Source organism: Saccharothrix obliqua (assembly GCF_019375475.1).
Classification (GTDB): domain Bacteria; phylum Actinomycetota; class Actinomycetes; order Mycobacteriales; family Pseudonocardiaceae; genus Actinosynnema; species Actinosynnema obliqua.
In genome coordinates this window covers 51,042-74,495 of record NZ_JAHXGQ010000001.1, presented here as the reverse complement: position 1 = coordinate 74,495, position 23,454 = coordinate 51,042, and the positions used below count along the sequence as shown (strand labels likewise).

The 23,454-nt window shown below is 70.6% G+C and carries 26 protein-coding genes and 1 tRNA gene; 11 read left to right on the top strand and 16 right to left on the bottom strand.

Annotated features, from left to right (window positions below; genetic code table 11):
• Positions 1–30: 30 nt before the first annotated feature.
• Together KZQ38_RS00380 and KZQ38_RS00375 are read right to left on the bottom strand one after the other, a co-directional pair.
• Complete coding sequence (locus KZQ38_RS00380; protein ID WP_219437211.1) at positions 31–411, bottom strand: phage holin family protein; 381 nt, start codon at positions 409–411, stop codon at positions 31–33.
• A 36-nt stretch (positions 412–447) separates the two neighbouring features.
• Positions 448–1,731 (bottom strand): hypothetical protein, encoded by a 1,284-nt coding sequence (locus tag KZQ38_RS00375; RefSeq protein ID WP_219437209.1) that lies wholly within the window; start codon positions 1,729–1,731, stop codon positions 448–450.
• Positions 1,732–1,848: 117 nt separating this feature from the next.
• On the opposite strand from KZQ38_RS00375, the gene KZQ38_RS00370 reads away from it, so the two are divergent.
• A complete protein-coding gene (locus tag KZQ38_RS00370; RefSeq protein ID WP_219437207.1) occupies positions 1,849–2,823 on the top strand; it encodes a cation diffusion facilitator family transporter in 975 nt (324 codons plus the stop codon).
• On the opposite strand, the gene dcd is transcribed toward KZQ38_RS00370, so the two are convergent.
• Complete coding sequence (gene dcd, locus KZQ38_RS00365; RefSeq protein ID WP_219437205.1) at positions 2,820–3,401, bottom strand: dCTP deaminase; 582 nt, start codon at positions 3,399–3,401, stop codon at positions 2,820–2,822. The two genes, KZQ38_RS00370 and dcd, sit on opposite strands and share 4 nt — an antisense overlap.
• A gap of 36 nt (positions 3,402–3,437) precedes the next feature.
• Here dcd and KZQ38_RS00360 point away from each other — a divergent pair.
• The 3 genes from KZQ38_RS00360 (at position 3,438) to KZQ38_RS00350 (ending at position 4,802) form a co-directional block, all read left to right on the top strand.
• Positions 3,438–3,508, top strand: a tRNA-Gly gene (locus tag KZQ38_RS00360).
• A gap of 260 nt (positions 3,509–3,768) precedes the next feature.
• A complete protein-coding gene (locus KZQ38_RS00355) occupies positions 3,769–4,227 on the top strand; it encodes a helix-turn-helix domain-containing protein (protein WP_219437203.1) in 459 nt (152 codons plus the stop codon).
• Complete coding sequence (locus tag KZQ38_RS00350) at positions 4,227–4,802, top strand: VapC50 family PIN domain-containing toxin (protein ID WP_308258177.1); 576 nt, start codon at positions 4,227–4,229, stop codon at positions 4,800–4,802. The genes KZQ38_RS00355 and KZQ38_RS00350 overlap by 1 nt, the downstream gene beginning before the upstream one ends.
• Positions 4,803–4,817: 15 nt before the next feature.
• Here KZQ38_RS00350 and KZQ38_RS00345 read toward each other — a convergent pair whose 3' ends face one another.
• Complete coding sequence (locus KZQ38_RS00345) at positions 4,818–5,669, bottom strand: NAD(P)-dependent oxidoreductase (RefSeq protein WP_257900546.1); 852 nt, start codon at positions 5,667–5,669, stop codon at positions 4,818–4,820.
• 127 nt (positions 5,670–5,796) lie between these two features.
• Between KZQ38_RS00345 and KZQ38_RS00340 the strand changes: the two genes are divergently transcribed.
• Entirely contained in the window at positions 5,797–6,108 is a 312-nt protein-coding gene (locus tag KZQ38_RS00340; RefSeq protein ID WP_257900627.1) for a winged helix-turn-helix transcriptional regulator, read from the top strand.
• Positions 6,108–6,788 (top strand): DUF6218 family protein, encoded by a 681-nt coding sequence (locus tag KZQ38_RS00335; RefSeq protein ID WP_219437198.1) that lies wholly within the window; start codon positions 6,108–6,110, stop codon positions 6,786–6,788. The genes KZQ38_RS00340 and KZQ38_RS00335 overlap by 1 nt, the downstream gene beginning before the upstream one ends.
• Here the strand turns inward: KZQ38_RS00335 and KZQ38_RS00330 are convergent.
• The 3 genes from KZQ38_RS00330 to KZQ38_RS00320 are packed head-to-tail and all read right to left on the bottom strand — an operon-like array spanning position 6,764 to position 8,000.
• On the bottom strand, positions 6,764–7,156 hold the full coding sequence (locus KZQ38_RS00330; RefSeq protein WP_219437196.1) for a DUF5313 family protein: 393 nt from the start codon (positions 7,154–7,156) through the stop codon (positions 6,764–6,766). The genes KZQ38_RS00335 and KZQ38_RS00330 overlap by 25 nt on opposite strands.
• Positions 7,153–7,605 (bottom strand): MarR family winged helix-turn-helix transcriptional regulator, encoded by a 453-nt coding sequence (locus tag KZQ38_RS00325; protein ID WP_219437194.1) that lies wholly within the window; start codon positions 7,603–7,605, stop codon positions 7,153–7,155. The genes KZQ38_RS00330 and KZQ38_RS00325 overlap by 4 nt, the downstream gene beginning before the upstream one ends.
• 14 nt (positions 7,606–7,619) lie before the next feature.
• Positions 7,620–8,000: a hypothetical protein gene (locus tag KZQ38_RS00320; RefSeq protein WP_219437192.1), complete on the bottom strand. Its 381-nt coding sequence runs from the start codon at positions 7,998–8,000 to the stop codon at positions 7,620–7,622.
• A 193-nt stretch (positions 8,001–8,193) separates the two neighbouring features.
• Between KZQ38_RS00320 and KZQ38_RS00315 the strand changes: the two genes are divergently transcribed.
• Both KZQ38_RS00315 and KZQ38_RS00310 read left to right on the top strand, forming a co-directional pair.
• Positions 8,194–8,820 (top strand): LuxR C-terminal-related transcriptional regulator, encoded by a 627-nt coding sequence (locus tag KZQ38_RS00315; RefSeq protein WP_308258176.1) that lies wholly within the window; start codon positions 8,194–8,196, stop codon positions 8,818–8,820.
• Positions 8,821–8,922: 102 nt separating this feature from the next.
• Complete coding sequence (locus tag KZQ38_RS00310; protein WP_219437188.1) at positions 8,923–10,761, top strand: acyl-CoA dehydrogenase; 1,839 nt, start codon at positions 8,923–8,925, stop codon at positions 10,759–10,761.
• 49 nt (positions 10,762–10,810) lie between these two features.
• Here KZQ38_RS00310 and KZQ38_RS00305 read toward each other — a convergent pair whose 3' ends face one another.
• The 6 genes from KZQ38_RS00305 to KZQ38_RS00280 all read right to left on the bottom strand — a co-directional run bounded on the left by KZQ38_RS00305 (position 10,811) and on the right by KZQ38_RS00280 (position 17,375).
• Positions 10,811–11,617, bottom strand: coding sequence for a DUF1206 domain-containing protein (locus tag KZQ38_RS00305; RefSeq protein ID WP_308258175.1), 807 nt, complete (start codon positions 11,615–11,617; stop codon positions 10,811–10,813).
• A 70-nt stretch (positions 11,618–11,687) separates the two neighbouring features.
• Positions 11,688–13,955, bottom strand: a complete 2,268-nt coding sequence (locus KZQ38_RS00300) for a VanW family protein (RefSeq protein WP_372452193.1) — start codon at positions 13,953–13,955, stop codon at positions 11,688–11,690.
• A 78-nt stretch (positions 13,956–14,033) separates the two neighbouring features.
• Positions 14,034–14,327 carry a GroES family chaperonin gene (locus KZQ38_RS00295; RefSeq protein ID WP_219439203.1) on the bottom strand — a complete coding sequence of 98 codons (294 nt, stop codon included), beginning with the start codon at positions 14,325–14,327 and terminating at the stop codon, positions 14,034–14,036.
• Between the two features lie 36 nt (positions 14,328–14,363).
• Positions 14,364–16,205 (bottom strand): NHL domain-containing thioredoxin family protein, encoded by a 1,842-nt coding sequence (locus tag KZQ38_RS00290; protein ID WP_308258174.1) that lies wholly within the window; start codon positions 16,203–16,205, stop codon positions 14,364–14,366.
• A gap of 189 nt (positions 16,206–16,394) precedes the next feature.
• Positions 16,395–16,769, bottom strand: a complete 375-nt coding sequence (locus tag KZQ38_RS00285) for an NYN domain-containing protein (RefSeq protein WP_219437186.1) — start codon at positions 16,767–16,769, stop codon at positions 16,395–16,397.
• Between the two features lie 459 nt (positions 16,770–17,228).
• Complete coding sequence (locus KZQ38_RS00280; RefSeq protein ID WP_219437184.1) at positions 17,229–17,375, bottom strand: hypothetical protein; 147 nt, start codon at positions 17,373–17,375, stop codon at positions 17,229–17,231.
• Positions 17,376–17,594: 219 nt separating this feature from the next.
• Between KZQ38_RS00280 and KZQ38_RS00275 the strand changes: the two genes are divergently transcribed.
• Positions 17,595–18,215 carry an SIMPL domain-containing protein gene (locus tag KZQ38_RS00275; protein WP_219437182.1) on the top strand — a complete coding sequence of 207 codons (621 nt, stop codon included), beginning with the start codon at positions 17,595–17,597 and terminating at the stop codon, positions 18,213–18,215.
• Here KZQ38_RS00275 and KZQ38_RS00270 read toward each other — a convergent pair.
• The gene (locus KZQ38_RS00270) at positions 18,212–18,763 is read right to left on the bottom strand and encodes a hypothetical protein (RefSeq protein WP_219437180.1); all 552 of its coding nucleotides are present in this window, start codon (positions 18,761–18,763) and stop codon (positions 18,212–18,214) included. The two genes, KZQ38_RS00275 and KZQ38_RS00270, sit on opposite strands and share 4 nt — an antisense overlap.
• 256 nt (positions 18,764–19,019) lie before the next feature.
• On the opposite strand from KZQ38_RS00270, the gene KZQ38_RS00265 reads away from it, so the two are divergent.
• Positions 19,020–20,330, top strand: coding sequence for a 3-oxoacyl-ACP reductase (locus KZQ38_RS00265; protein WP_219437178.1), 1,311 nt, complete (start codon positions 19,020–19,022; stop codon positions 20,328–20,330).
• Position 20,331: 1 nt separating this feature from the next.
• On the opposite strand, the gene KZQ38_RS00260 is transcribed toward KZQ38_RS00265, so the two are convergent.
• Entirely contained in the window at positions 20,332–21,006 is a 675-nt protein-coding gene (locus KZQ38_RS00260) for a TetR/AcrR family transcriptional regulator (RefSeq protein ID WP_219437176.1), read from the bottom strand.
• 107 nt (positions 21,007–21,113) lie between these two features.
• Here KZQ38_RS00260 and KZQ38_RS00255 point away from each other — a divergent pair, with 107 nt between their 5' ends.
• Positions 21,114–22,325 (top strand): acyl-CoA dehydrogenase family protein, encoded by a 1,212-nt coding sequence (locus KZQ38_RS00255; RefSeq protein ID WP_219437174.1) that lies wholly within the window; start codon positions 21,114–21,116, stop codon positions 22,323–22,325.
• 359 nt (positions 22,326–22,684) lie between these two features.
• Here KZQ38_RS00255 and KZQ38_RS00250 read toward each other — a convergent pair whose 3' ends face one another.
• Positions 22,685–23,143 carry a hypothetical protein gene (locus tag KZQ38_RS00250; protein ID WP_219437172.1) on the bottom strand — a complete coding sequence of 153 codons (459 nt, stop codon included), beginning with the start codon at positions 23,141–23,143 and terminating at the stop codon, positions 22,685–22,687.
• Between the last annotated feature and the right edge of the window lie 311 nt (positions 23,144–23,454).

Below are 23,454 nucleotides of genomic sequence, written 5' to 3'. Positions count from 1 at the left end.
TCGCGGCGCTCGCGAGGGGGCCTTCACGCGTCAGTCCCGGTCCGCCACCCGGTCGTAGACCAGGTTCAGCACCCAGCTGGTGAAGGCCACGATGATCGCGCCGAAGAACGCGGGCCAGAAGCCCGTCACCCGGAACGGCAGGCCCAGCTCGGCCGCGAGCCACCCGGTGAGCCAGAACAGCAGGCCGTTCACGACCAGGCCGATCAGGCCCAGGGTCACCAGGTAGAACACGCAGCCGAAGAACTTGACCACCGGTTTGACGACCGTGTTGACCAGGCCGAACAGCAGCGCGACACCGATCAGCGTGCCGATCTTGGCCGGGGTCGAGCCGTCACCCAGGTCGATGCCCGGGATGACCGTGGAAACCCAGACCGCCACCGCGGTCAGCAGCACCTGCACCAGGAAGCCCATGTCGCGAGGCTAGCCGGTGGTGATCGGCCGAACGGGTCAGGCGCGTCGTCCGCGTGCCGCCCACCACGCCAGCGCACCGCCACCGACCAGCAGCCCGCCGACGAGCAGCAGCAGGCCCGGCGACGCGCCGGTGTCCGCCAGACCGCTCCCGCCGGACGTCACGACGGCGGCCGGCGCGGACGTGGTCGTGGTCGGCTCCAACGGCGTGGTCGGCTCCAACGGCGTGGTGGGCGGTGCGGTCGTGGGCGTGGGCGTGATCGTGGTGCCGCCGATCGACCGCTTGAACTCCACGATCGCGTGGTTGTTGGTCGTGTCGAAGTCGCGAAAGCGCTGCTCGGACACCGGACGCGCGAACAGGTGCAGCCGCGTGGTTTCCGGATCGTCCAGCACGTACCGGACGGCGATGTCGACCGACTCGCCCGGCTGGAGCGGGTCGCGCAGCGTGAACTCCTGGCCGCTCTGCCCCATCACCAGGGTGTCGCTCGCCCACCGGGCCGGGCCCATCTGGAACATCACGAACGTCGCCCGGTCCGTCACCGGGCCGAGGTTCTTCACCGACACGGACAGCTCGACCTCGTCATTGAGGCCGTAGGCGTCCTTGGCGGGCGTGAGCACCGGTGTGCCCATCGCGAAGTCGATGGTCTGCCGGACGTATCGCACGTCCACGCGCCCGTTGTCGCCCGGTGCGACCGTCACTGTCTTCCGGCGCGTCACGGGGTCCACGTCGTGCTCGGTCCGCGGCGCGGCGATCCACGCGACAGGCGTGAGATCGGTCGCCTCCAGCACGTACTCGCCCGCCGGCAGGTCCCGGAACGCGTACCCGACGTCCCCGACCGCCGCCGCATCCGGCAGCTCCACGTCGCCGCGGGTCAGGCGCAGCGCTGGGTGCACGGCCAGGCCCTGCTCGTCGGGCTGGCGCACGCCGTCCTCGTTCTGGTCGACGAACAGGTCGCCCGTGATGGTCGCGCCGAGCAGTCCGAAGTCGACGGTGCCGTTGCCCTTCCGCGGCGGTCCGACGCGGAACAGGTCGGCGTCCACCACCCGCACGTCCAGCTCGCCAGCGGGCAGCCCGGTCGCGCGGTACCGGCCGAACCCGTCGGTCGGGTACTCACCGAGCACCGCGCCGGTCGCGTCCACGACCTGGACGCCCCGACTGTTGGCGTAGGACGGTTCGCCGCTGTCCCGCACGTTGTTCTCGTTGCGGTCGAACCACAACACGCCTTCGAGCGTGCCGGTGTCCTCCTGTGCCACCGCGGTGCCCGACGTCAACGCCATGATCGCGGCAGCCGTCACCACGGCCGCCGCACGCAGATTTGCCACGTGTATTACCCCCCAATGCATCCCACGGTCTATCGGTGACCGCACGCCGGCCGTTGCGCGTTGTTGATCACGATCGCGTGACGCGCGCTCGGCGGCCGGCGGTCCTACGGTCGGGACATGACGCAGCCCAAGAGCGGCGAGAGCACCGTGACGGTGTTGCTGGCGCTGGCGGTCAACCTGGCCATCGCGGTGATGAAGGCGATCGCGGGCGCGATCACCGGTTCGGCGGCGATGCTGGCGGAAGCCGCCCACTCCGTCGCGGACACGTTCACCGAGGGCCTGCTGCTCACCGCGCTGCGGCGCTCGGAGCGGCCCGCGGACCGCCGCCACCCGTTCGGCTACGGCAAGGACCGGTACTTCTGGTCGCTGCTCGCCGCCGTGTCGATCTTCGTGTCCGGTGCGGTGTTCGCGTTCTACGAGGGCGTGCACACGGTGTTCGGCGAACCGACCGAGCAGACCAGCCCCGGGGTCGGCTACCTGGTGCTGGCGATCGCGTTCGCGCTGGAGTCGGTGTCGTGGACGCAGGCCGTGCGGCAGGTGCGGCGCGAGTCGCGGGCCGAGGGGCGGTCCGTGCTCGCGTACCTGCGGGTGTCCGACGACCCGACGGTGAAGACGGTGTTCTTCGAGGACTCGGCGGCGTTGGTCGGCCTGCTGCTGGCGTTCGGCGGGCTCGGGCTGCACCACCTGACCGGGCGGTCGGTGTGGGACGGGGTGGCGTCGTTGCTGATCGGCGTGCTGCTGGCGGTGGCCGCGTTCGTGCTGGCGGGCACCAACCGGGGACTGCTGATCGGCAGGCAGGCGGACCCCAAGCTGGTGCACGCGGTGTGGGAGCACCTGCGTGCCGAGCCCGAGGTGGAGCAGGTCGTCGACCTGCTGACCATGGCCGTCGGCACCGACCGCGTGCTGTTGTGCGTGCGGCTGGACTTCGACGACTCGTTGCACGCCGCGGAGCTGGAGCGGGCGTGCGTGCGGATCGACGCCGAGCTGCGGGAGCGCTGGCCCGACCTGGACGAGGTGTTCCTGGAGCCCGTGCCGCGGACCGACCCCGAGCTGCGGTCGAGGGTGCTGGCGAGGTACGGGAAGCTGTTCTAGCGGCGGGTGTCCGTGCGGTGGAAGTTGAGGTGCGCGCGGGACGGCGTGGGGCCGCGCTGGCCCTGGTAGCGGGAACCCGCCTGCTGCGACCCGTACGGGAACTCGGCCGCCGAGCTGAGCCGGAAGAGGCAGAGCTGGCCGATCTTCATGCCCGGCCAGAGGGTGATCGGCAGGTTGGCGACGTTCGACAGCTCCAGCGTGATGTGACCGGAGAAGCCGGGGTCGATGAACCCGGCGGTCGAGTGCGTGAGCAGACCCAGGCGACCCAGGGAGGACTTGCCCTCCAGCCGGCCGGCCAGGTCGTCGGGCAGTGCCACCTGCTCGAAGGTGGAGCCGAGGACGAACTCGCCGGGGTGCAGCACGAACGGGTCGTCCCCGTCCGCCTCGACCACCGACGTGAGGTCGTCCTGCTGCACCGAGGGGTCGATGTGCGTGTACCGGGTGTTGTTGAACACCCGGAAGAAGCGGTCCAACCGCACATCAATACTGGACGGCTGCACCATCACGTCCTCGAACGGCTCCAGCACGAGACGTCCGGACGCGACTTCGCTCCGCAGATCGCGGTCACTCAACAACACGGTCCCAGCCTATGTGTATGATCGGACGCGCAGCACGCGGGTGTAGTTCATTGGTAGAACGACAGCTTCCCAAGCTGTAGAGGCGGGTTCGATTCCCGTCACCCGCTCGGAACGACGAAGGCCCAGGTCAGCCCCGGTTCGCTGGAGCGCCTGGGCCTTCGTCGTGCTCGGGCCTCGACGTGCGTGCGTCGTCTTCGTCACCCCGGTCCGGCCTGCCGTGTTCCCGTTCGCCCAGCCCACGTCCCGCCTCGGTGATCGGATGTCGGAGGGACTGCGTACACCGACTCCTGCGCCGGGCCGGCCTGGCACGACAACCCCTTTCGTTTTTTTCGGATAGACTAGGCCGCAGAAGCGGAAGGGGTTGAAGATGGCGACGGCGCTCCGGCAGCACACCGTGTTCCCCCCTGGCGACAGCCAGGACGACTTGGCGCACGCGGCCGAGGCTCTGCACGGCCACACCAGGCTCGTCGGGCCGGACGGCACGGAGATCAAGTTGCCCGGTGAGGTGTTCGCCGCGCTGCGCGAGGTGGTCGAAGCCCTGTCGAACGGGCTCGCGATCACCATCGCGCCGCACACCACCCAGCTGACCACGCAGCAGGCCGCGGACATGCTCAACATCTCTCGCCCGACCCTGGTGCGCCTCTTGGAGGAGGGCGAGATCCCGTTCGAGATGCGCGGGCGGCACCGGCGGGTCCGGTTGACCGACCTGCTGGGCTACCAGGAACGCGCCCGCGTCCGCCGCCGCACCGCGTTGGACGAGCTGACGCGTGAAGCCGTCGAGGACGGTTCCTACGACGCCGTGGACCAGTTCCCCCGGACCCGCTAGTGCCCTTCCCCGCCTACCTCGACGCCTGCGTGCTCATCCCGTACCGCCTGGCGGACTTGTTGCTGCGATTGGCGGAGGCGAACACCTACCGCCCGCTCTGGTCCGACGAGGTGCTCGGCGAAGTCGAACGCAACCTTCCCCGCGTAGGGCACCGCACGCCGGAGAGCGCCCGGAAGTTCGTCGACACGATTCGCCGGGTGTTCCCCGACGCGCTGGTGACCGGCTACGAATCGCTGACCCCGATGATGACCAACGACCCCAAGGACCGGCACGTGCTCGCCGCCGCGGCGTACGGCGGTGCCGCGGTGATCGTGACCGCCAACATCGACGACTTCCCCACCGCGGCGTTGTCACCGTACGACCTGGACGCCGTGCACCCAGACGACTTCCTGCTCGATCAGTTCGACCTGTACCCCGATCGCACGGTCGAGTGCATCAACGACCAGATCAGCGCGTACAACAAGCCCGAGGTCACACCCGAGGAATTCCTGGACCGCTTGGCCAAGGTCGTCCCCGACTTCGCGGCCGAAGTACGCACTCCCGTACTGCAAGTCCGGTGGCGACAACGCCTTTGAGCCGTGTGGCCGGGGTCAGCGCAGGAGGAGGTCGATCACCCCCGTGGTGCCCTCGGTGCCGTGGCCGTCGGCCAAGCGTTGTGCCATCAGGTTCATGTACGGGGTCAGGAGTTCCGGGCTGACGCCCTGCTCCTCCGCCGTCCGCAGCAGGGTCGCGTTGCCCGCCACCTGCATCGCCAGGTTGGACACGACGCCCTTCGTGTAGTCGCCGCTTTCCAGGTGCTCGGCGACCCCGTGGACGTACGGCATCATCGCCGTCAGCCAGCCGACCAGGAGTTCGGCGAAGTCGGACGGCCGGACGTCCTCCCGGCGCACCAGCGCGAAAGCGTGCGAGATACCCGCGAAAGCGCCGCTCATGGCACTCAACAACGCCACGTCGTGCAACGCCGCGAACCCGGCGTCCGCACCCACGTACTTCGTGCCGACGGGCACGGCGAGGGTCGCCTCGTGCTCCGCGAACAACGCCTCCGACCCGCTGTAGAACACGTACCCCGAATTACCGATCATCGGCGGCACGGCCATGATCCCGCCGGCCAGGAAGCGGGCGCCTCGATCTTCCACCCACTTCGCCAGCTCACGGGCCTGGTCGGGGGTGCTGGTGGTCAGGTTGACCACGTCCTTGCCGTCCAGATCAGCATCCCGCAGGGTCTCGCGCACGGAGGCGTCGTCCAGCAGGCACGCCACGACCAAGCGGTTCGCGGCAACGGCTTCGGCCGCGGTGGGGAACGTCGTGGCGCCGGTCAACCGGGCGGCACGGGCGGGGGTGCGGTTCCACGCGGTCACGGGGTGGCCGGCGGCCAGCCAGGTGCGGGCCAGGGCGGTGCCCATGTCGCCGAGGCCGAGGAGGGTCAGTGCTTCTTGAGCCATGCCGACCATGCTCGTCAGCACCGCTCCAGTTGATCAAGTACGCACTTTGCCGTGGGTGATTACCTTGAAGTGCGTGCACAAAACCACAAACAGGCCCGGAGCCCACCACTGCGGCGTCGACGCGGCCATGGACGTGATCGGCGGCAAGTGGAAGGTGCTGGTGCTGTGGGCGCTCGGCGAGGGGCCGCGGCGGTTCGGGCAGCTCCGGCGCGAACTGCCCGGCGTCACGGAGAAGGTGCTCACCGCGCACCTGCGTGAACTGGAAGCCGCGGGCGTGGTGCGGCGGCGGGTGTACGACGAGGTGCCGCCCCGCGTCGAATACTCGTTGACCGACTCGGGGATCTCGCTCAACGAGGCGTTGCTGCCCCTCGGCGCGTGGGGACGCGACCACGCCATGCGCACGTCCGTAGGATCGGGTGATCACCTACGGGAGGCGTGATGGCGGTTGATGGACCTCAGCACAGTCCGTTAGGTCTGCTGCCCACACGGGCCGGTGACGGGCGGACGATGATCGGGCACGTCGTGGTCGTCCGCCGGGAGTCGACGCTGGCCGTGTGGCACGTCGACACCGAAGGACTCCGCACGGGCGCGTGGGACGAACCCGTGACCGACGCCCGCCGTGTCCTCGACCGCTGCCGCAAGCGGGCGGTGTTGACGTGGGACGGGGACACCACCGCCCTCGAAGAACTCGAAGCCGCGGCGGGTGTCGGGCCGACGGACTGGGCGGCCCGCACGTGCGCGCTGCCCGACCTGCTCGCCGAGATCGGGCGCATCCGCGCCGCCTACCAGGAGCGGATCGTCGCCGAGCAGGCCGTGAAGAAGAACGTCGCACCGCTGGAGTGGCAGCTCGGCCTGCCCGACCCGGTGCCCGCCACCGCCGCCGAACTCCAGGAGTTGGCCCGCCTCGACCCGCTGCCCGCACCGACGCCCGCCGCCACCGAGGCGTTGTTGATCAGCCGGCTGTGCGCCTGGGTGGTGCAGCGGTGGCGGGAGACGGCGGTCGTGCTCGGTCGCCGCGACTACCTGCGAGCCGCGTTCGGCCAGCCGACCGTCCTGCCACCGGGGTGGGAGGCGAAGCTGGCCGACGCGTTCGCTCAAGAGCGCCAAGCCTCGTTGTAACGGCGCTCCCGCTCGCGGTCGGTCTCCAACGCCTGCGCACGCCGGTACGTGCTGGCCGACGCACGCGGGTAGCCGTACTTCGTCATCCGGTGGTCGGTGCTCTCGATCGCGTACGACACCGCGAAGTACACGCCCACGACCAACCCCAACGAACCGCACGCCAACGCCAACGGCAACGGCGAGTCAAGACCGAACACCAGAGCCACGGCGATCACGATCGTCAACGGCAACACCTGGAGGAACGCCCGCACGACGAACCACGCCAGCCACGACGGCTTCGTGGCCTGCTCGAACACCCACTCGCGGTACTTCATGGGCAGCCGACCGCCGACCAGGTACCAGGCGCGCAACACCAGCGGCGGGGTCATGTGCGCTCCGTCGCGGCGATGACGCGCGTCAGCACGGCGTGCAGGTCCTGCAACTCGGTCAACGACATGCCAAGCCTCTCGACCACGGCGGGTGGGATGGCGAGGGCCTGCTCGCGCAGCGCCACGCCCTTCTCGGTGAGCGCCACGGCGAGCTGCCGCTCGTCGGTCGACGCACGCCCGCGCGTGATGTACCCGATCGCCTCCAGCCGCTTGAGCAGCGGCGACAGGGTGGCGGGCTCCAGCGCCAGCAGGCGGCCGAGTTCCTTGACCGACAGCGGCGTCCGGCCCCACAGCGCGAGCATCACCAGGTACTGCGGGTGGGTGAGCCCCATGGGTTCGAGCAGCGGCCGGTAGAGGGCCACCACGTTCCGGGAAGCGATCGCCAGGGCGAAGCAGACCTGCCGGTCCAGGGCCAGCGGGTCGCCCTCGATAGTTTGTGCACTAATCATTAGGGCACACACTACTACCGCGACTCCAGCTCCGCCCACCCGCCACCGGCCGCCAGCACGGCACGCACGCCGGCCGCGTGCTCCACGACACCCGCCAGGTCGCCGTGCAGCAACGCCGCGCGGTCCGCGTCCACCGGCACGTGGTCGTCACGCCACAGCTCCAGCGGCAGGCTGACCACGAACGCCACCGAGTCCACGAGCCGCTGCACGGGCGCGTCCACCGGGCACGTGGACCGGATGTCCGCGCAGGTCACCGCGATGTCCCGCAGCACGCGCACGGCGGACGCGGGCGTGGCGTCCCAGTCGTCACCCGGCCACAGCCGCCCGCTCAACGCGAGCCACAGCCGCCACCCGGCGGCCGATTCGGTCCCGTCCCGCGGCTGCCACGTCGTCATGCACCCACTGTGCGGCGGGCGGACCCGGGCGACCGCATGAGCCTGCCCACAGCCGCCGGGTGAACTTTTTCTCCGAACCACCGTCATGTTCCGCCGGCTGCCGACTCCAATCGGTATGCGAACCGGTGTCAACGCGCGCCCGCACTCCGCGACGGGCGCAGGTCGGCATGTCACGGGACCGGGAATCGCGCTGGTGGACCCCATACCGCTGTTCCGCGAGGGCCTTTCGGCCGTCGTCCGCCGGACACCGGGGCTGCACTGGCTCGGCTCCACGGGCCACCTCCAGACGGCCGTCCGCCTGCACGAGCGCCTGCGGCCGGACGTGCTGCTGATCGACTCCGTGCTGGACCCCCAGGGCCACCTCGCGAGCCTGCTCACCGGCAACGACCCGCGGCTGCTGGTGGTGTCCCTGGTCCGCGACCCGCACCGGACCGCGAAGTACGTGCGCGCGGCGCTGGGCGCGGGCGTGCGCGGGATGGTGCCGCGCGGCGGGGAGATCGGCGAGGTGCTCCAGGCCATCGTGCGCGGCCACCAGGAGCGGATGTACCTGGACCCGACGCTGGCGCCGCTGGCGGCGGGTTTCACGCCGACCGCGGAGGCCGGTTCGCGGCGCTCGCTGTCCAGGCGCGAGTACGAGGTCCTCCAGCTGATCGCCGACGGCCTGGAGAACCAGGCCGTCGCGAACGAGCTGTACGTGTCGGTGGAGACGGTCCGCACGCACGTGAAGAACATCCTGCGCAAGCTCCGCGCACGGGACCGGACGCACGCCGTGTCGCTCGCCTACCAGGCGGGGTTGCTCAGCTCGCCCGACATGAGGTGACGGCCAACCCGCAGGGCGGCCTTGCCGTGGTTACTGACAGGTAATACCCTGGTTGTTACCGGTCAGTAGGGGACAGCCCCGACCTTGATGGAGTGAGACGAGATGGGTCACTACAAGAGCAACGTCCGGGACCTCGAGTTCAACCTGTTCGAGGTCTTCAACGTGCAGGACCACCTCGGCAAGGGGCCGTTCGAGCAGTCCGACGAGGACACCGCGCGCGGCGTGCTGGCCGAGCTGGACAACCTCGCGGTCGGCCCGCTGGCCGAGTCCTTCGCCGACGCCGACCGCAACCCGCCGGTGTTCGACCCCGCCACGCACTCGGCGACGCTGCCCGAGTCGTTCAAGAAGTCCTACCGCGCCCTCTGGGACGGCGAGTGGTACCGCCTGTCGCTGCCCAACGAGCTGGGTGGTTTCGGCATCCCGCCGTCGGTGCAGTGGGCCGCCTCCGAGCTGATCCTCGGCGCGAACCCGGCCGTCTACATGTACCTGGCGGGCCCGAACTTCGCCTCCGTGGTCTACCGCAACGGCACCGAGCAGCAGAAGCGCTGGGCCGAGATCATGATCGAGCGCGGCTGGGGCGCGACGATGGTGCTCACCGAGCCCGACGCGGGTTCCGACGTGGGCGCGGGCCGCACGAAGGCCGTGCTCCAGGAGGACGGCAGCTGGCACCTGGACGGCGTGAAGCGGTTCATCACCTCCGCGGACCAGGACCTGACCGAGAACATCATGCACCTGGTGCTGGCCCGCCCCGAGGGCCCCGGCATCGAGGCGAAGCCCGGCACCAAGGGCCTGTCGCTGTTCCTCGTGCCGAAGTGGCACTTCGACCCGCAGACGGGCGAGTCGACCGGTGAGCGCAACGGCGCGTTCGTGACCAACGTCGAGCACAAGATGGGCCTGAAGGTCTCCACCACGTGCGAGCTGACGTTCGGCCAGCACGGCGTGCCCGCGCGGGGTTGGCTGCTGGGCGAGGTGCACGACGGCATCGCGCAGATGTTCCAGGTCATCGAGTACGCGCGGATGATGGTCGGCACCAAGGCCATCGGCACCCTGTCCACCGGCTACCTCAACGCCCTGGCCTACGCCAAGGAGCGCGTGCAGAGCGCCGACCTGACCCGGATGACCGACAAGACCGCGCCCCGCGTGACCATCACGCACCACCCGGACGTGCGGCGCTCGCTGATGCTCCAGAAGGCGTACGCCGAGGGCCTGCGCGCGGTGTACCTGTACACGGCGACCGTCCAGGACCGGATCGCGCTGGGCGGCGAGGGCAAGGAGCTGGCGGAGAAGGTCAACGACCTGCTGCTGCCGATCGTGAAGGGCGTTGGCTCGGAGCGCGCCTACGAGCAGCTCGCACAGTCGCTCCAGACGCTCGGCGGCTCCGGCTTCCTCCAGGAGTACCCGATCGAGCAGTACATCCGGGACTCCAAGATCGACTCGCTGTACGAGGGCACGACCGCCATCCAGTCCCTGGACTTCTTCTTCCGCAAGATCATCCGGGACAAGGGCCAGGCGCTCGGCTACCTCAACGGCGAGATCCAGCGGTTCCTGGACGACGAGAGCGGCAACGGCCGGCTCAAGGAGGAGCGCGCGCTGCTCAAGCAGGGCCTGGAGGACCTCCAGGGGATGCTGGGCGCGCTGGTCGGCTACCTGACCGGCGCGCAGGAGGACGTGCGCAACCTGTACAAGGTCGGCCAGAACTCCGTGCGCCTGCTGATGACCGCGGGCGACGTGCTGGTCGGGTGGCTGCTGCTGCGCCAGGCCGAGGTCGCGCTGACCAAGCTCGACGGCGGGGTGTCCGCGCGGGACAAGGCGTTCTACGAGGGCAAGGTCGCCGTGGCGTCGTTCTTCGCGAAGAACGTGCTGCCGGAGCTGTCGGCCCGCCGCAAGATCGCCGAGAACACCGACAACTCGCTGATGGACGTGGACGAAGCCGCGTTCTGACCCGACGCGGAGGGGGCGGCGCCGCTGCGGTGCCGCCCCCTCCGCGCGTTCAGCTCTTGTGCGCCCGCGCGGCGGCGAAGCAGTACGCGCCGAAACCCAGGAACCCCAGGGCGATCACGGCCAGCAGGAAGATCCCGTACGGCTGCGCGGCGAGCGCGTGCAACGCCTTGTCCAGCCCACCCGCCTGCGACGGGTCGGCGCTGATCGCCGCGAAACCGACCAGCACGCCGATCAACGCGTACGACACGCCCTTGCCGATCCACCCGATCCGACCGAGGCGTTCCACCCACACCCGCGTGGCGGACGGCAGGTCGGTCATGTCGAGGTCGTCCTCGAACGCCTTGGTCACGCCCTTGCGCGCCACCGCGACACCCAGCCCGACCACGAACAACGCGACCGCGCCGACCAGGACCCGACCCAGCGGCAGGGCGAGCAGCTTCGCCGTCCACGTCTGGGACTGCTGGTCGGACGACTGCGACTGGCCCGAGCCGACCGCGTAGCCGATCGCCGCGACGCCGATCGCGACACCCGTCACGGCCCGCGCCGCCGACCCGACGCGGCGGAACACCCGCTTGCGCCCCGGCGGTACCCAGTCGTAGCCGGACACCGCCAACGCCACCTGCCACCCGGCGAACGCGAACAGCCCGAGGCCCAGCACCCACAGCAGGACCGGGCCCAGCGAGGTCTCCGCGAGCGCCGCCACGGCGCCCTTCTGGTCGGTGCGCTCACCGCGGTCGCCGGGCACCACCTGAGCGGTGAGCACGGCGAGCAGCACGTGCACCACCCCGTAACACACCATGCCCGCCCGACCGAGAACTTGCACGGCCGGGTGACGTCTCACCGCGTCTGTCTTCACGAACGGGTGATACCCGGGGCGGGGTCACGCCGAACCCCGAGTCGTTGCGCCAACCGGGCGGAGTGCGGTGTCAGCCCGCGGGCGGCGCCTCGCAGACGATCTTCGGCGACGGGTCGTAGCGGACCGTGCGGGACTCCGACCGGGTCTGGCCGGTGCGGCGGTCGCGGATGGTCCGGGTGTCGGTGACCGTGAAGCCGCGCGCGCCCGCGCTCGCCACGCACGGCTGCGTGGTCTTGGTGATCTCCTTCGGGTCGGTGAAGTTCGACTGCTCGCTGGTGGAGCCGCTGACGTCGTAGTTCTTCGTGCCCCACAGGACGATCTTGATGGACGACGGGGTCCAGATGGTCTGGATCGCCACGCCGGTGTCGTCCGGGTTGGTGAACTTGATGTCGATCAGGCTGTTGCCCGCGGGGTCCATGAACACGGTCGCCTCGCGGCCCGCCGGGTAGCGGGAGATCCAGTAGCTGTGCTCCTTGTGCCCGGCGTCCTTCATGCCCGCGTGGTACGCCGCGTTGTACAGCGTGGTCGCGAACTGCGAGATGCCGCCGCCGACCGCGCGGCCCGGCGCGCCGTTCTCGATGATGCCCGCGTCGACGTAGCCCTGCGCGGTGCCGCGCGGACCGGTGTACTCGTTGAGCGAGAACGTCTCGCCGGGCTTCACGATCGCGCCGTTCACCTTCTCCGCGACGACCCGGATGTTGGTGCCCGAGTCGGCGGCGAAGCCACCGGTGGAGAACTCGCCGATGACCTCCTTGATGCCCATCTTGTTCGCCTGCTCCGTGGTGACCTTGGCGGGCGTGTGCTTGTACTCCGCCTTGATCTCCCGCTTGTCGGCGCTCTTGAGCACGTCCATGAACGGGGTGAGCGACTTCTCCCAGTCGATGCCGATGCCGTCCACGGACTCCTTGACGGTGGGCCGGCCGCCCTCGAAGAGGATCTCGGCGTCCTTGCCCTCCTTCTCCGTCTCCTTGAGCTGCGGACCCGCGGCCTCGATCACCTTGTTGTTGTCGACCTTCGCGGTGAGGCCGCCGTCCTCGGCGGGCTCGAACACCAGCGTCGCGCCGAGCTGCTCCGGCGTGAGGGTCGCGTCCCGGCCCTCGCCCTTGATCACGACGGGCGCGGCGACGGCGGGCTTGGCGACCTCTTCGAGCGCCTTGTGCACGCCCTCCTTGGTCGTCTTCACGGGCGTGGTGGCGACCGGCAGGTCGACCGTGCCGCCGTCGGCCCAGGAGGCGAGGATCTTCTCCGACGCGGCGGGCACGTCCAGCTTCTGGCCCTGCTTCGGGTCGACGGCGACGGCGTTCGCGCCCTCGAACCGGATGGTGCCCTCGGCCGGGTCGTGGTCGGTCTGGGCGCGCAGGCCCTCCAGCGCGGCGGTCAGCTTGGCACCGTCGCTGCGGGTGGCGATGCCGACCTCGCGGGACGTGAAGAACGACGTGATCCGCGTGATCGGGGACAGCGGCTGGTCACCCGCGCGGTCCAGGGTGGCGGCCCAGTCGAGTTCCAGGCCGGCGGTCTTCGGGTCGACCTCGGTCGCCACGTCGCCCGCCTGCGCGCGCACCGGCTGGGCGAGGCGCGGGCCGATCTGGTCGCGCAGCTTCTGCTCGGCGGCGGGGTGGTCCAGGCCGCCGACGTCGACGCCCGCCACGGTCACCCCGCGCGGCACGTTGCCGCTGGAGAACGCGATGTCCAGCCCGTAGAGCAGGACCAGCAGGCCGAACACGCCCGCCGCGACCATGACCAGCTTCCGCCTGCTCCGGCGGCGGTCCTCGGTCTCGGCGGTCTCGGTCGCCTCGTCCACCAGCACCGGGCCGTGGACGGTCGCCTCGGTCACCGGGGTGGCGAAGACCGTGGTCTCCTCGGCCGGCGACGGCCGGCGGGAGCCGTTCGCGACCGGCATCGCCTGCGTGCGCTCGGCGGGCGGGACGACCTCGGTCCGCTCGGCGGGCGGCGTGACCCGCGTCGTCTGCTCCGGCTGGAGCTGCCCGGAGTGGGCGCGGTCCGGCTGGGACGGTCCCGCCGGGGACTGTCCCAACTGCCCCGACTGCGACTGCTCAGCGGGCGGCGTGAGCTTGTGCGTGATGGCGTCCCGGGCGGGCTCGTCCGCGGGCAGGGCTCGGGTCACGTCGGCCGGCTGCACGTTGCGCACCGTCGGCGCGGCGGCGGGCTCGTCCGGTTCCTCCTGCGGCCACGCCGCCTCGTCGGTCGGCCACGCGGCCTCCTGCACGGAGGAGGCCGGGAGCTGCGTCGTGCGCTCCGACGCGGTGCCCGACGGGCGGACCGGCTCGAAGGCCCTGGTCCGCTCAGCGTCGTACTCCGGTCTCTGGTTTTCCGGCACCGCTCCCCCTCTTGCCTCTCGCAAGTTCCTGGGACTGCTTACCCGACCGCCGTCACACGCCGATCACTTATCGGTGGTTCACAGGTAAAGGCCGGTTCCGTGGTCCGACCGCTCGCTGGCCGTGGCGTGCACGTCGCGTTCCCGCATGACCAGGTAGGTCGCACCCTGCACCTCGACCTCGTACTGGTCCTCCGGGTTGAACAGCACGCGGTCCCCCACCTTCACGTGCCGCACGCTCGTGCCGACACCGAGGACGTCACCCCAGGCCAGACGCTTCGCCATCTGCGCGGTCGCCGGGATCACGATCCCACCGCTGCTGCGGCGCTCACCGTCCTCCGGGGAGATCCGCACCATGACGCGGTCGTGCAGCATCTGGATCTCAAGCTTGACATCGGGCACCGGCAGAGTCTACGTGGCGTTGTGCACGTCCTCGTCCAGCCCGCCCATCAGCAGCGGGAGGCGGTGCGGACCGGCCGCGTCGACGCGGATCGGCACGCCCCAGTCCTGCCGGGTCAGCTTGCACACCGGGTGCTCGACGGACGGGTCGTCGGTGCAGCTCGCGGCCTGCGCGACGACGTGCAGCACGCCCTCCGCGAAGCCCTCGGCGATGCGCAGCGAGCGGGTGAGGTCGGTGCCGACGCCCGCGCCGGACACCAGCAGCTCCGGCGGCGAGCTGGTGATCTCCAGGCGGGTGGACGGGCCGTAGCGGTCGTCGAGCTTGCTGCCGGCCGGCGGCGTGAACACGACGGTCAGCTCCAGGTCGCCGGGCGCGAGGACGGTCGGCGGGCGGCGCACCCGGTGCGCCTCGCCGAGCACCTTCGTGCCGGGTGCGACGGGTCGTTCCAGGCGGTGCGCGGCGGACGCGACGACCACCAGCTCACCGTCCACGTAGAGCGCGTCGGACGGTTCCGCGATGTCCGTCGCCAATGTGGACACCTCGTCGGTCACGGGGTCGTAGCGGCGGATCGCGCCGTTGTAGGTGTCGGACACCGCGATGCCGCCGTCCGGCAGGACCGTCACGCCGAGCGGGTGTTGCAGCAGGGCCTGGTCGGCCGGGCCGTCGCGGTGGCCGAAGTCGAACAGGCCCCTGCCGACGACCGTGCGCACCTCGCCGTCCTCCAGGTAACGCAGCGCGGACGTCTCGGAGTCGACCAGCCACAGCCGCTCGCCGTCCGCCGCGAGCCCGGAGGTCTGGGCGAAGAACGCCTCCGCGTACGGGCCGTCGCCCAGGCCCTCGACCGTGGTGCCGGCGAACCGCTCGAACCGCTGCTCCAGCGGGCGGAACAGGCCCAGCGTGTGGTTGCCCGCGAGCGCGACCACCACCCCACCCGCCGGTTCCCACCAGGCCACGTCCCACGGGCTGGTCAGCGGCACGCCGGTCGCCGCGCCGCCGGTGACGCCGGCACGCCACTGCTCGCCGGTGCCGGCGACGGTCGTGACGCGGCCGGTGTCCAGGTCCAGGCCGCGGAGCAGGTGGTTGACGGTGTCGGCGACCACGACGTGGTAGCCGACCCGGCCGGCCACGTCCGGCGGGAGGAGTGCCAGCCCGGCGGGTTCGGAGAAGGTCGGCTCGGCGCCGTCGCGACGACCGCGCTCGCCCGTGCCGATGCGCCGGAGGACCGTCTCCCCGTCGGCGGCCAACTCGACCAGGGAGTGGTGTGCGGAGTCGGCGACCAGCAGCGTGCCGTTCGGCGTGACCAGGGCCTTGGCCGGGAAGCGCAGCTCGGTGCCGGTGGGCGCGGGCGGGACGTACGGGCCGTCGCCGCGGTGCAGCGTGCCCTTGGCGTCGTGCTCCTCGACCAGCTCGGTGATGACCTGCCGGAGGGCGTCGAGGTGGCCCTCGCCGGCGGCGACGTGCACCACGTAGCCCTCGGGGTCGACCACGGCCAGCGTCGGCCAGGCTTTGACGGCGTAGTTCTGCCACGTCGTGAGTTCCGGGTCGTCCAGCACGGGGTGGTGCACCGCGTACCGCTCGACGGCCGCCTTGAGCGCGTCGGCGTCGGCTTCGTGGACGAACTTCGGGGAGTGCACGCCGATCGTGACGAGGACGTCGGCGAACTCGGCTTCGAGGGGGCGCAGCTCGTCCAGCACGTGCAGGCAGTTGATGCAGCAGAACGTCCAGAAGTCCAGCAGCACGACCTTGCCGCGCAGGTCTTTGAGGGCGAGGTCGCGGTCACCGGTGTTGAGCCAGCCGCGGCCCACCAGTTCGGGGGCGCGGACCCGGGCGCGGCGGCGTTGAGCGGTCGTCACGTTCGGAGTCAACACGAGGGCCTGGGCCTGGTATTTCACCGCCCACCATGTGGGCGACCGGGTGGTCGCCGTAGCGGTGAACCACCCCGGGTTCCCTGCCGGTGACTGCGGCTCGATGGCGAATCGTCGCGTGCCGCACCTGAGCGCACCGGCCGTTGCAGGCAGTTGACGCAGCAGAACGCCCAGGAGTCAGCGGACCGCCCGGGGGCCCAGGGTGGTTGCCCCGAGGGCGGTTACGCGGGCTCTCAGGCCGCGGTCGGCGGTGACCACCGCGCATTGCCTCCCGGGCGATTCGGCGCGGACGACTGCGACGATCGCGTCGTCTCCGGAGGCAGTGGCGGAGACCACACGGACGCCTGGTATCGACTGCACGTGGCGGGCCTTGCCCTCGACCACCAGGACGACCTCGACCGGACCCTCGGCGAAGCCCGGCACCCCCCGCTCACCCACTCCCACCAGCGCGTTCCGCAATCTGGTCGCCGCCGCGGCGCGGTCGCGCCACCAGCCGTCGGGCACTGATCCGATGACATTTGCGCCGTCAACCACCAAGAGCGGGCGGGTCATCGGGTCATGCTCTCAGGAAAACCTCAAAAATCTGTCGTACCCCGGTGGCACCATGGGTGGTGTCCATGGGGGACAAGAACACATCAGGGGGATAGTGATGATCAGGCGTGCCCGTAGACAGGATGACGACACCTGGACCGGCTCTGCCACGTCCAAGTAGTCCGGACATGTCCTAAGTACGTCGGGGGATATGGGAAACCCCGCGGTGCTGCCAGGTCGGGGGTCCGACAGCACCGCGGGGTCACCAGGAACATCGAGACACGATCGTGGACTGTTACACCCCCTATCGAGTGTGACACAGATCACTTGACCAAGTCTCGACGCTAATCCAACACAGTCGAAGGCCCCTGTCGCGCGGGAGGTGCGACAGGGGCCTTCGACGTTCCCCCTTCGCCACACGCGCGAGACGACGGGGCGCGTACCCGGTGTCGATCGGGTTGTCGTCTCGGCGCGAGGGTCTCAGCGGAGGGTGGTCACCTGGGCCTGGGCGATCGCCATCAGCTCGTGACGCATCGCCGGGGTCGGCGCGGCCTCGATCGCGCGGGCGACGGCCTTGCGGTTGCGAGCCTCGACACGACGAGCGCGGAGCTTCGCAGTGAAGTTCATCGGGGTTTCATCCCTCTCAAACGGTCTGCCTCGGTGGTGTGCCTCAAGTATGCACCCTGCGCGCGGCAAAATCACCCGATTATCCGGTGAGTTGGGGCACAAACCGACGAATCTACGGCCGTCACCCGGATGGCTCCGGCGATTCGCCTGGCAGACACCTCCTGGACCGAAGGCCGCCAACCGTTGCGGACGGCCCGCTCAAGCGGTTGGCTGGTCGACGTGGCTGAAGTCGTGACCAGGGGCACCGGCCGGGTCGAGCGCACCGCCGACCGCGCCGAGGTGCAGGTGAACTTCGAGACCGTGGGCGCGACCCGCAACGCGGCCGTGGACGAGCTGACCAGGCGGGTGGCGTCGGTCGAGCCGGTACTGGACCGGGCGGGCGTCGAGGTGCGCTCACGCCGGCTCGACGTGCACGACAACTGGGACGGGCAGCGGCGCGCGGGCAGCCGCGCGTCCCAGCAGTACGTGCTGCGGGTGCACGACCTCGACCGGCTGGACGACCTGCTCTCCGCGCTCGTCGCGGCGGAGCCGACGTGGCTGAACGGGCCGAACTGGCAGCTCGCCACCGACACCGAGGCCGTCCGCGCGGCGCAGCGGGAGGCCGTGGCGGACGCCCGCCGACGTGCCGAGGGTTACGCGGAAGCGCTCGGCGCGCGCCTCGGCACGCTGCTGAAGCTGTCCGACGGCGACGGCGAGCCGTGGGAGCCCTCCGTCGGGCGCTCGGTCGCGGCATACGGCGGATCGGTGGGTGACGCTCCACGAATGGAGGAATTGAACCTGGAGGCACAGCAGATCGTGGTCACGGTCCGCTGCACCGCCGCCTGGTCGCTTCTCGATTAGGTGATTCCCACCGATTCCCACACGGTCACCGCGCCGTAAGTGGATTCGCCGGTCACCGCGATCACGTCGACCCGGAAGACCCGACCCGCGGGGGTCGTCCCGCACACGCGGCGCCCCGGCGCGAGACCCGTCACGTCCGACTCGCCGCGGGTCCGGGCGAGGGCGGCGCACTCGGCGCGGCCCGGCGCGGCGGCGGACGACACGGCCAGCTCGTAGCCGGCATCGCCGTGCAGGGTGGTCCGGTCGACCCGCCACACGTTGCGCCCCTGGGCGTACCGCGGCTGCGGCTGGTCCAGGTCGTAGTCGCCGAACGGCAGCGTGCCGCGGTAGCGGACCGGCGGCGCGACCCCCGTCGGCGCTTCCACGGCGGGCGTCGTCGTCGGTGCCGAGCGCTCGGACGGCACCGCCCGGTGCGCCGTCCCGACCACCGCGACCGGCGGCGCGGGCACGGGCCCGGGATCGCCCGACGCGACGTGCCCCGGTTCCGCTTTCGGGAACAGGCCGAGCACGCCGACCACCAGGCCGGCCAGTCCGACCAGGGCCGTCACCCGGTCGGGACCGCTGCGCCACCCACGCCGTTCCGAATTGATTTCACGAGTTTCCCCGGAATGGGCCGATTCACCCGTCGCCACGCGCACCCCTCCGATCGGGATTGCCGAGACCGGGAGCTTAATCGGCCATTCGAGTGGAAGCCGCGCGGGGTCTATTCGACCGCGGGAATCCGTGGAATGAGCGGACGGATTCAGCGGGCCGGCATGATGCCTACCCGTGGGTAGGCCCACTCGACAAGGGAGTGATGAGGACGTGGACCGCTACCGGTCGTTCGCCAGGTCCGGCCTCGGCCGGCGCGTCGTGGCCGGGCTCGGCCTCCCCGACCCGTACCCGCTGCGCAGGCACTCCGGCACCGGTCCCGCGCTCGACGGACCCGTGCGGCTGGGCGGTCGCGGACGGCTCGTGACGCCGGTCGGCGCGGCGCTGGGGTCCATCGGCCTCGACGTGACCGACGACAGCGACCGCTACGGGGCGCTGGTGTTCGACGCCACCGGTGTCGAGCGCACCGAGGACCTGCGCGAGCTGCACGCGTTCTTCCACCCCGTGATCCGCTCGCTCGCGCCGTGCGGCCGGGTGGTCGTGCTCGGCACGCCGCCCGCGTCCGCGCGGTCGCAGGTCGCGCAGCGCGCGCTGGAGGGCTTCACGCGCAGCGTCGGCAAGGAACTCAAGCGCGGCGGCACGGCGCAGCTCGTGCGGGTGGCCGAGGGCGCGGAGGGCAACGTCGAGTCGACGCTGCGGTTCCTGCTGTCCGGCCGGTCCGCGTACGTGTCGGGACAGGTCGTCCACATCGGCGCCGCGGCGGTCGAAGCGCCGGACGACTGGGCGAAACCGCTGATGGGCAAGACCGCTCTCGTCACGGGCGCGGCGCAGGGCATCGGTGCGGCCATCGCCGACGTGCTCAGCCGCGACGGCGCGCACGTCGTGTGCCTCGACGTGCCCGGCCAAGGCGACGCGTTGGCCGCCGTCGCGCACCGCGTGCACGGCTCGACGCTCCCGGCCGACATCACCGCTTCCCATGCACCGCAACGGATCGCGGACCACCTCGTGCGGCATCACGGCGGCGTGGACGTCGTCGTGCACAACGCGGGCATCACACGGGACCGCACGCTCGGACGCATGGACGAAGGCCGTTGGGACGCCGTGGTCGCCGTGAACCTCACCGGCCCGGAACGCCTCAACGAGGCGTTGTTCGCCGCGGATGCGTTGCGCCCCAACGGACGCATCATCGGCGTGTCGTCCATCGCCGGTATCGCGGGCAACGCCGGCCAGACCAACTACGCCACCACCAAGGCGGGCGTGATCGGCATGGTCGACGCGCTGTCCGCCCGTGTCGGGCACACGGGCACGACGGTGAACGCGGTCGCACCGGGGTTCATCGAGACGAAGATGACGGCCGCGGTGCCGTTGTTCATCCGGGAGGTCGGGCGACGCATGAACAGCCTCGCGCAGGGCGGGCTGCCGGTGGACGTGGCGGAGACCGTCGCGTGGTTCGCGCACCCGGCGTCGACGGGCGTGAACGGCAACGTGGTGCGCGTGTGCGGGCAAAGCCTGCTGGGGGCGTGAGCTACGGCGCCGCGGTGCGGCGGGACGGCGGGTGCCAGACGTTGCCCGCCACCAGGTCGCCGAAGCCCATCCAGACCAGGTTCATCAGGCGGGCGGCGACCACGCCGGCGGGTTCGTCGGGGTGGTCCAGCCACCAGTCGGCGAGCGATTCGCCCGCGCCGACCAGCGCGGCGGCCAGGGACTCGGCCTCCCGGTCGCCCGCGCGCGGCACGTTCGGGAACTCGGCGGAGTGCACCAGCAGCGCGGCCACCAGGTCGATCGCCCGGCCACGCAGGTCGACCAGCTCGCGGGCGAACGGGCCGCCCTGCGTCAACGCCTGGCGGTGCAGCACCTGCCAGCTCGCGCGGTTGCCGGCGACGAAGCCGAAGAACGCCCGCAGCCCGCTCCACAGCTGGACGTCCGGCGGCTGGTCGGCCTCCACGCCGTCCGCGATGGCCTCCATCAGGCGGTTCGCCTCACGCCGGATGCAGGTGGCGAACAGCTCCTCCTTGGAGCCGAGGTAGGCGTACAGCATGGGTTTGGAGATGCCCGCGACCTCGGAGATCTCGTCCATCGAGGCGGCGTGGAAACCCAGGCGCGAGAAGACGTCCACGGCGGCGTCCATGATCTGCCGCTCGCGCACCGCGCGCGGCAGCCGCTTGGCCCGGCCGGAGCGGACCGGTGGTTCTGCGTGCATGGCACCCCCTGGAGGTCGGGCCAAGGCTATCGCTTGCCAAGCTACCTACTCGTCAGTAGGTTCACCTGCGGAGGTGGCGCGTGACTGTTCGACACCCCGGAGGCGTGATGGGCTTTTCGCTGGAGCTGACCGAGGACCAGGCGCACCTGCGGGAGTGGGTGCACGGCTTCGCGGAGGACGTCGTCCGGCCCGCCGCGGCCGAGTGGGACGAGCGGGAGGAGACGCCGTGGCCGGTGATCCGGGAGGCCGCCAAGATCGGCTTGTACGGGTTCGAGGCGCTGGCGACGTGGTTCGCCGACCCGGTCGGGTTGTCGTTGCCGATCGCCACCGAGGAGTTGTTCTGGGGTGACGCGGGCATCGCGCTGGCGTTGATGGGCACCGGCCTGGCCGCGGCGGGCATCTTCGCGGCGGGCGAGCCGGAGCAGCTGGCCGAGTGGGTGCCCGAGTGCTTCGGCACGCCGGACGAGCCGAAGCTCGCGGCGTTCTGCGCGTCCGAACCGCAGGCGGGCTCCGACGTCGCCGGCTACCGCACCAGGGCCGTGCACGACGAGGCGACCGGTGTGTGGGTCATCACCGGGCAGAAGGCGTGGGCGACCAACGGCGGTATCGCGAACGTCCACGTGGTGACCGCCGTCGTCGACCCGGAACTCGGGGCACGCGGCCAGGCGGTCTTCGTCGTGCCGCCCGGCACGGCCGGCCTGTCGTCGCCGGGGAAGATCCGGAAGCACGGGATGCGTGCCTCGCACACGGCGGACGTGTTCCTCGACGGGGTGCGCGTGCCGGGGCGCTGCCTGCTCGGCGGGAAGGACCGGTTGGACGCCCGCCTGGCCCGCGCGCGGGAGGGCCGGGCGTCCGGCGGTCAGGCCGCGATGGCGACTTTCGAGAGCACCCGGCCCGTGGTCGGTGCGATGGCCGTCGGGGTCGCGCGGGCGGCGTACGAGTACGCGTTGGCGTACGCCAAGGAGCGCTCGGCGTTCGGCCGGAAGATCATCGAGAACCAGTCGATCGCGTTCGATCTGGCGAACGTGCGGACGGAACTGGACGCCGCCCGCCTGCTGGTCTGGCGAGCCGCCTGGATGGGCCGCAACAACGTGCCGTTCACGGCGGGTGAGGGGTCGATGTCCAAGCTCAAGGCGGGTGAGGTGGCGGTGTGGGCGACGGAGCGCGCGATCCACGTGTTGGGCGGGGCGGGGTACACCCGTGATCATCCGGTGGAGCGGATGCACCGGGACGCCAAGATCTTCACCATCTTCGAGGGGACGTCGGAGATCCAGCGGCTGGTGGTGGCACGGGCGATCTCGGGCATGCACATCCGGTGAGCTGACCGGTTCGGTCGCGGCGGGACGGTCTTCGGACGCCGGGGACCCCACTTCCGCGATTTTGCTGGTAACTCGCATTCCGCGCGCCCCTTGCCGAGCGAACGCGCTTGCCCGAGTCGAATAGCAGGTCACTGCAACGCTTTATCATGTAGTGCTCAACTGCAACCGATTCCCTCACTTCCCGGGGTAGGCATGGGGGCGTATGGCCACCTACGCCGAAGTCGTTCAGCCAGTAGGCGCACGGATGCTCAGACCCCGGCCTTCGACGACCTGCTTGCCGCGCCGACCGTGACGGTTCGGCTCGGCGCTTCGACTCGCGCGGAGCAAATGTGGGCCCGAACAGGTGCCGTGCGCTCCGATCAGCAGACGGGGACGGCGCTGTCGACATTCGTGAGATACGGTCCGTCCGGCGAATCACCGTTGAGGTACGAGTTCGCCGGGGAGTAATACTGTCGGTTCCACGGTGAACTCGCGATCAGGTACCACCAGCCGGGCTGCACACTGGGCGGCGCGTCAGGTTGGTGGAACCTGCAGACCACATCGACTCGTTGACCGGCGGGCACGTCGGGGCCGGCTCCTCTGAACGCCCTGGGGTCGCGAAACGTCTTCGCCGCACCACGACCAACATACTCGGGGAAAGTAACGTTGGACGTACAAGTCGCACAGGTGGGTAGCGGCATGTCGGTGTAGGAAGGACGAGCCGAGGATAAGGAAACCGCCGGTGACACGCCTGAGATCTTCTCGGCGAGGGAGAAACCGTCCGCGGTGAAGCTGACCAGCCCACCGAGGAAGGCCGCTATCGTCACACCCAGTGTCACCACAGCGATCTTGTTGGGCGTTGTTTGACGCGCCCACCAGCCCCGGCTTTCCCGCGACGCGGTGGCGCGACGGCGCTTCTTACGTGCCCCCTGGCTACGTCCCACAAGTTTTAGTGTGCCGGCCGGGCAGCGGGTCTGTGATTGCCCTATACGGGTGAATACAGGTCATTTGGCGTGATGCAGACCGCCGATTAGCGGCCTCGATGCGAGGGCTGCATATCCGCCCCCCGGGAGGATCGGAAAGCCCCACATCGCGGATACGCGCTACGTTGAGACCCCGCTGCGTCGGAGCCTTCACCTGACCAATCACT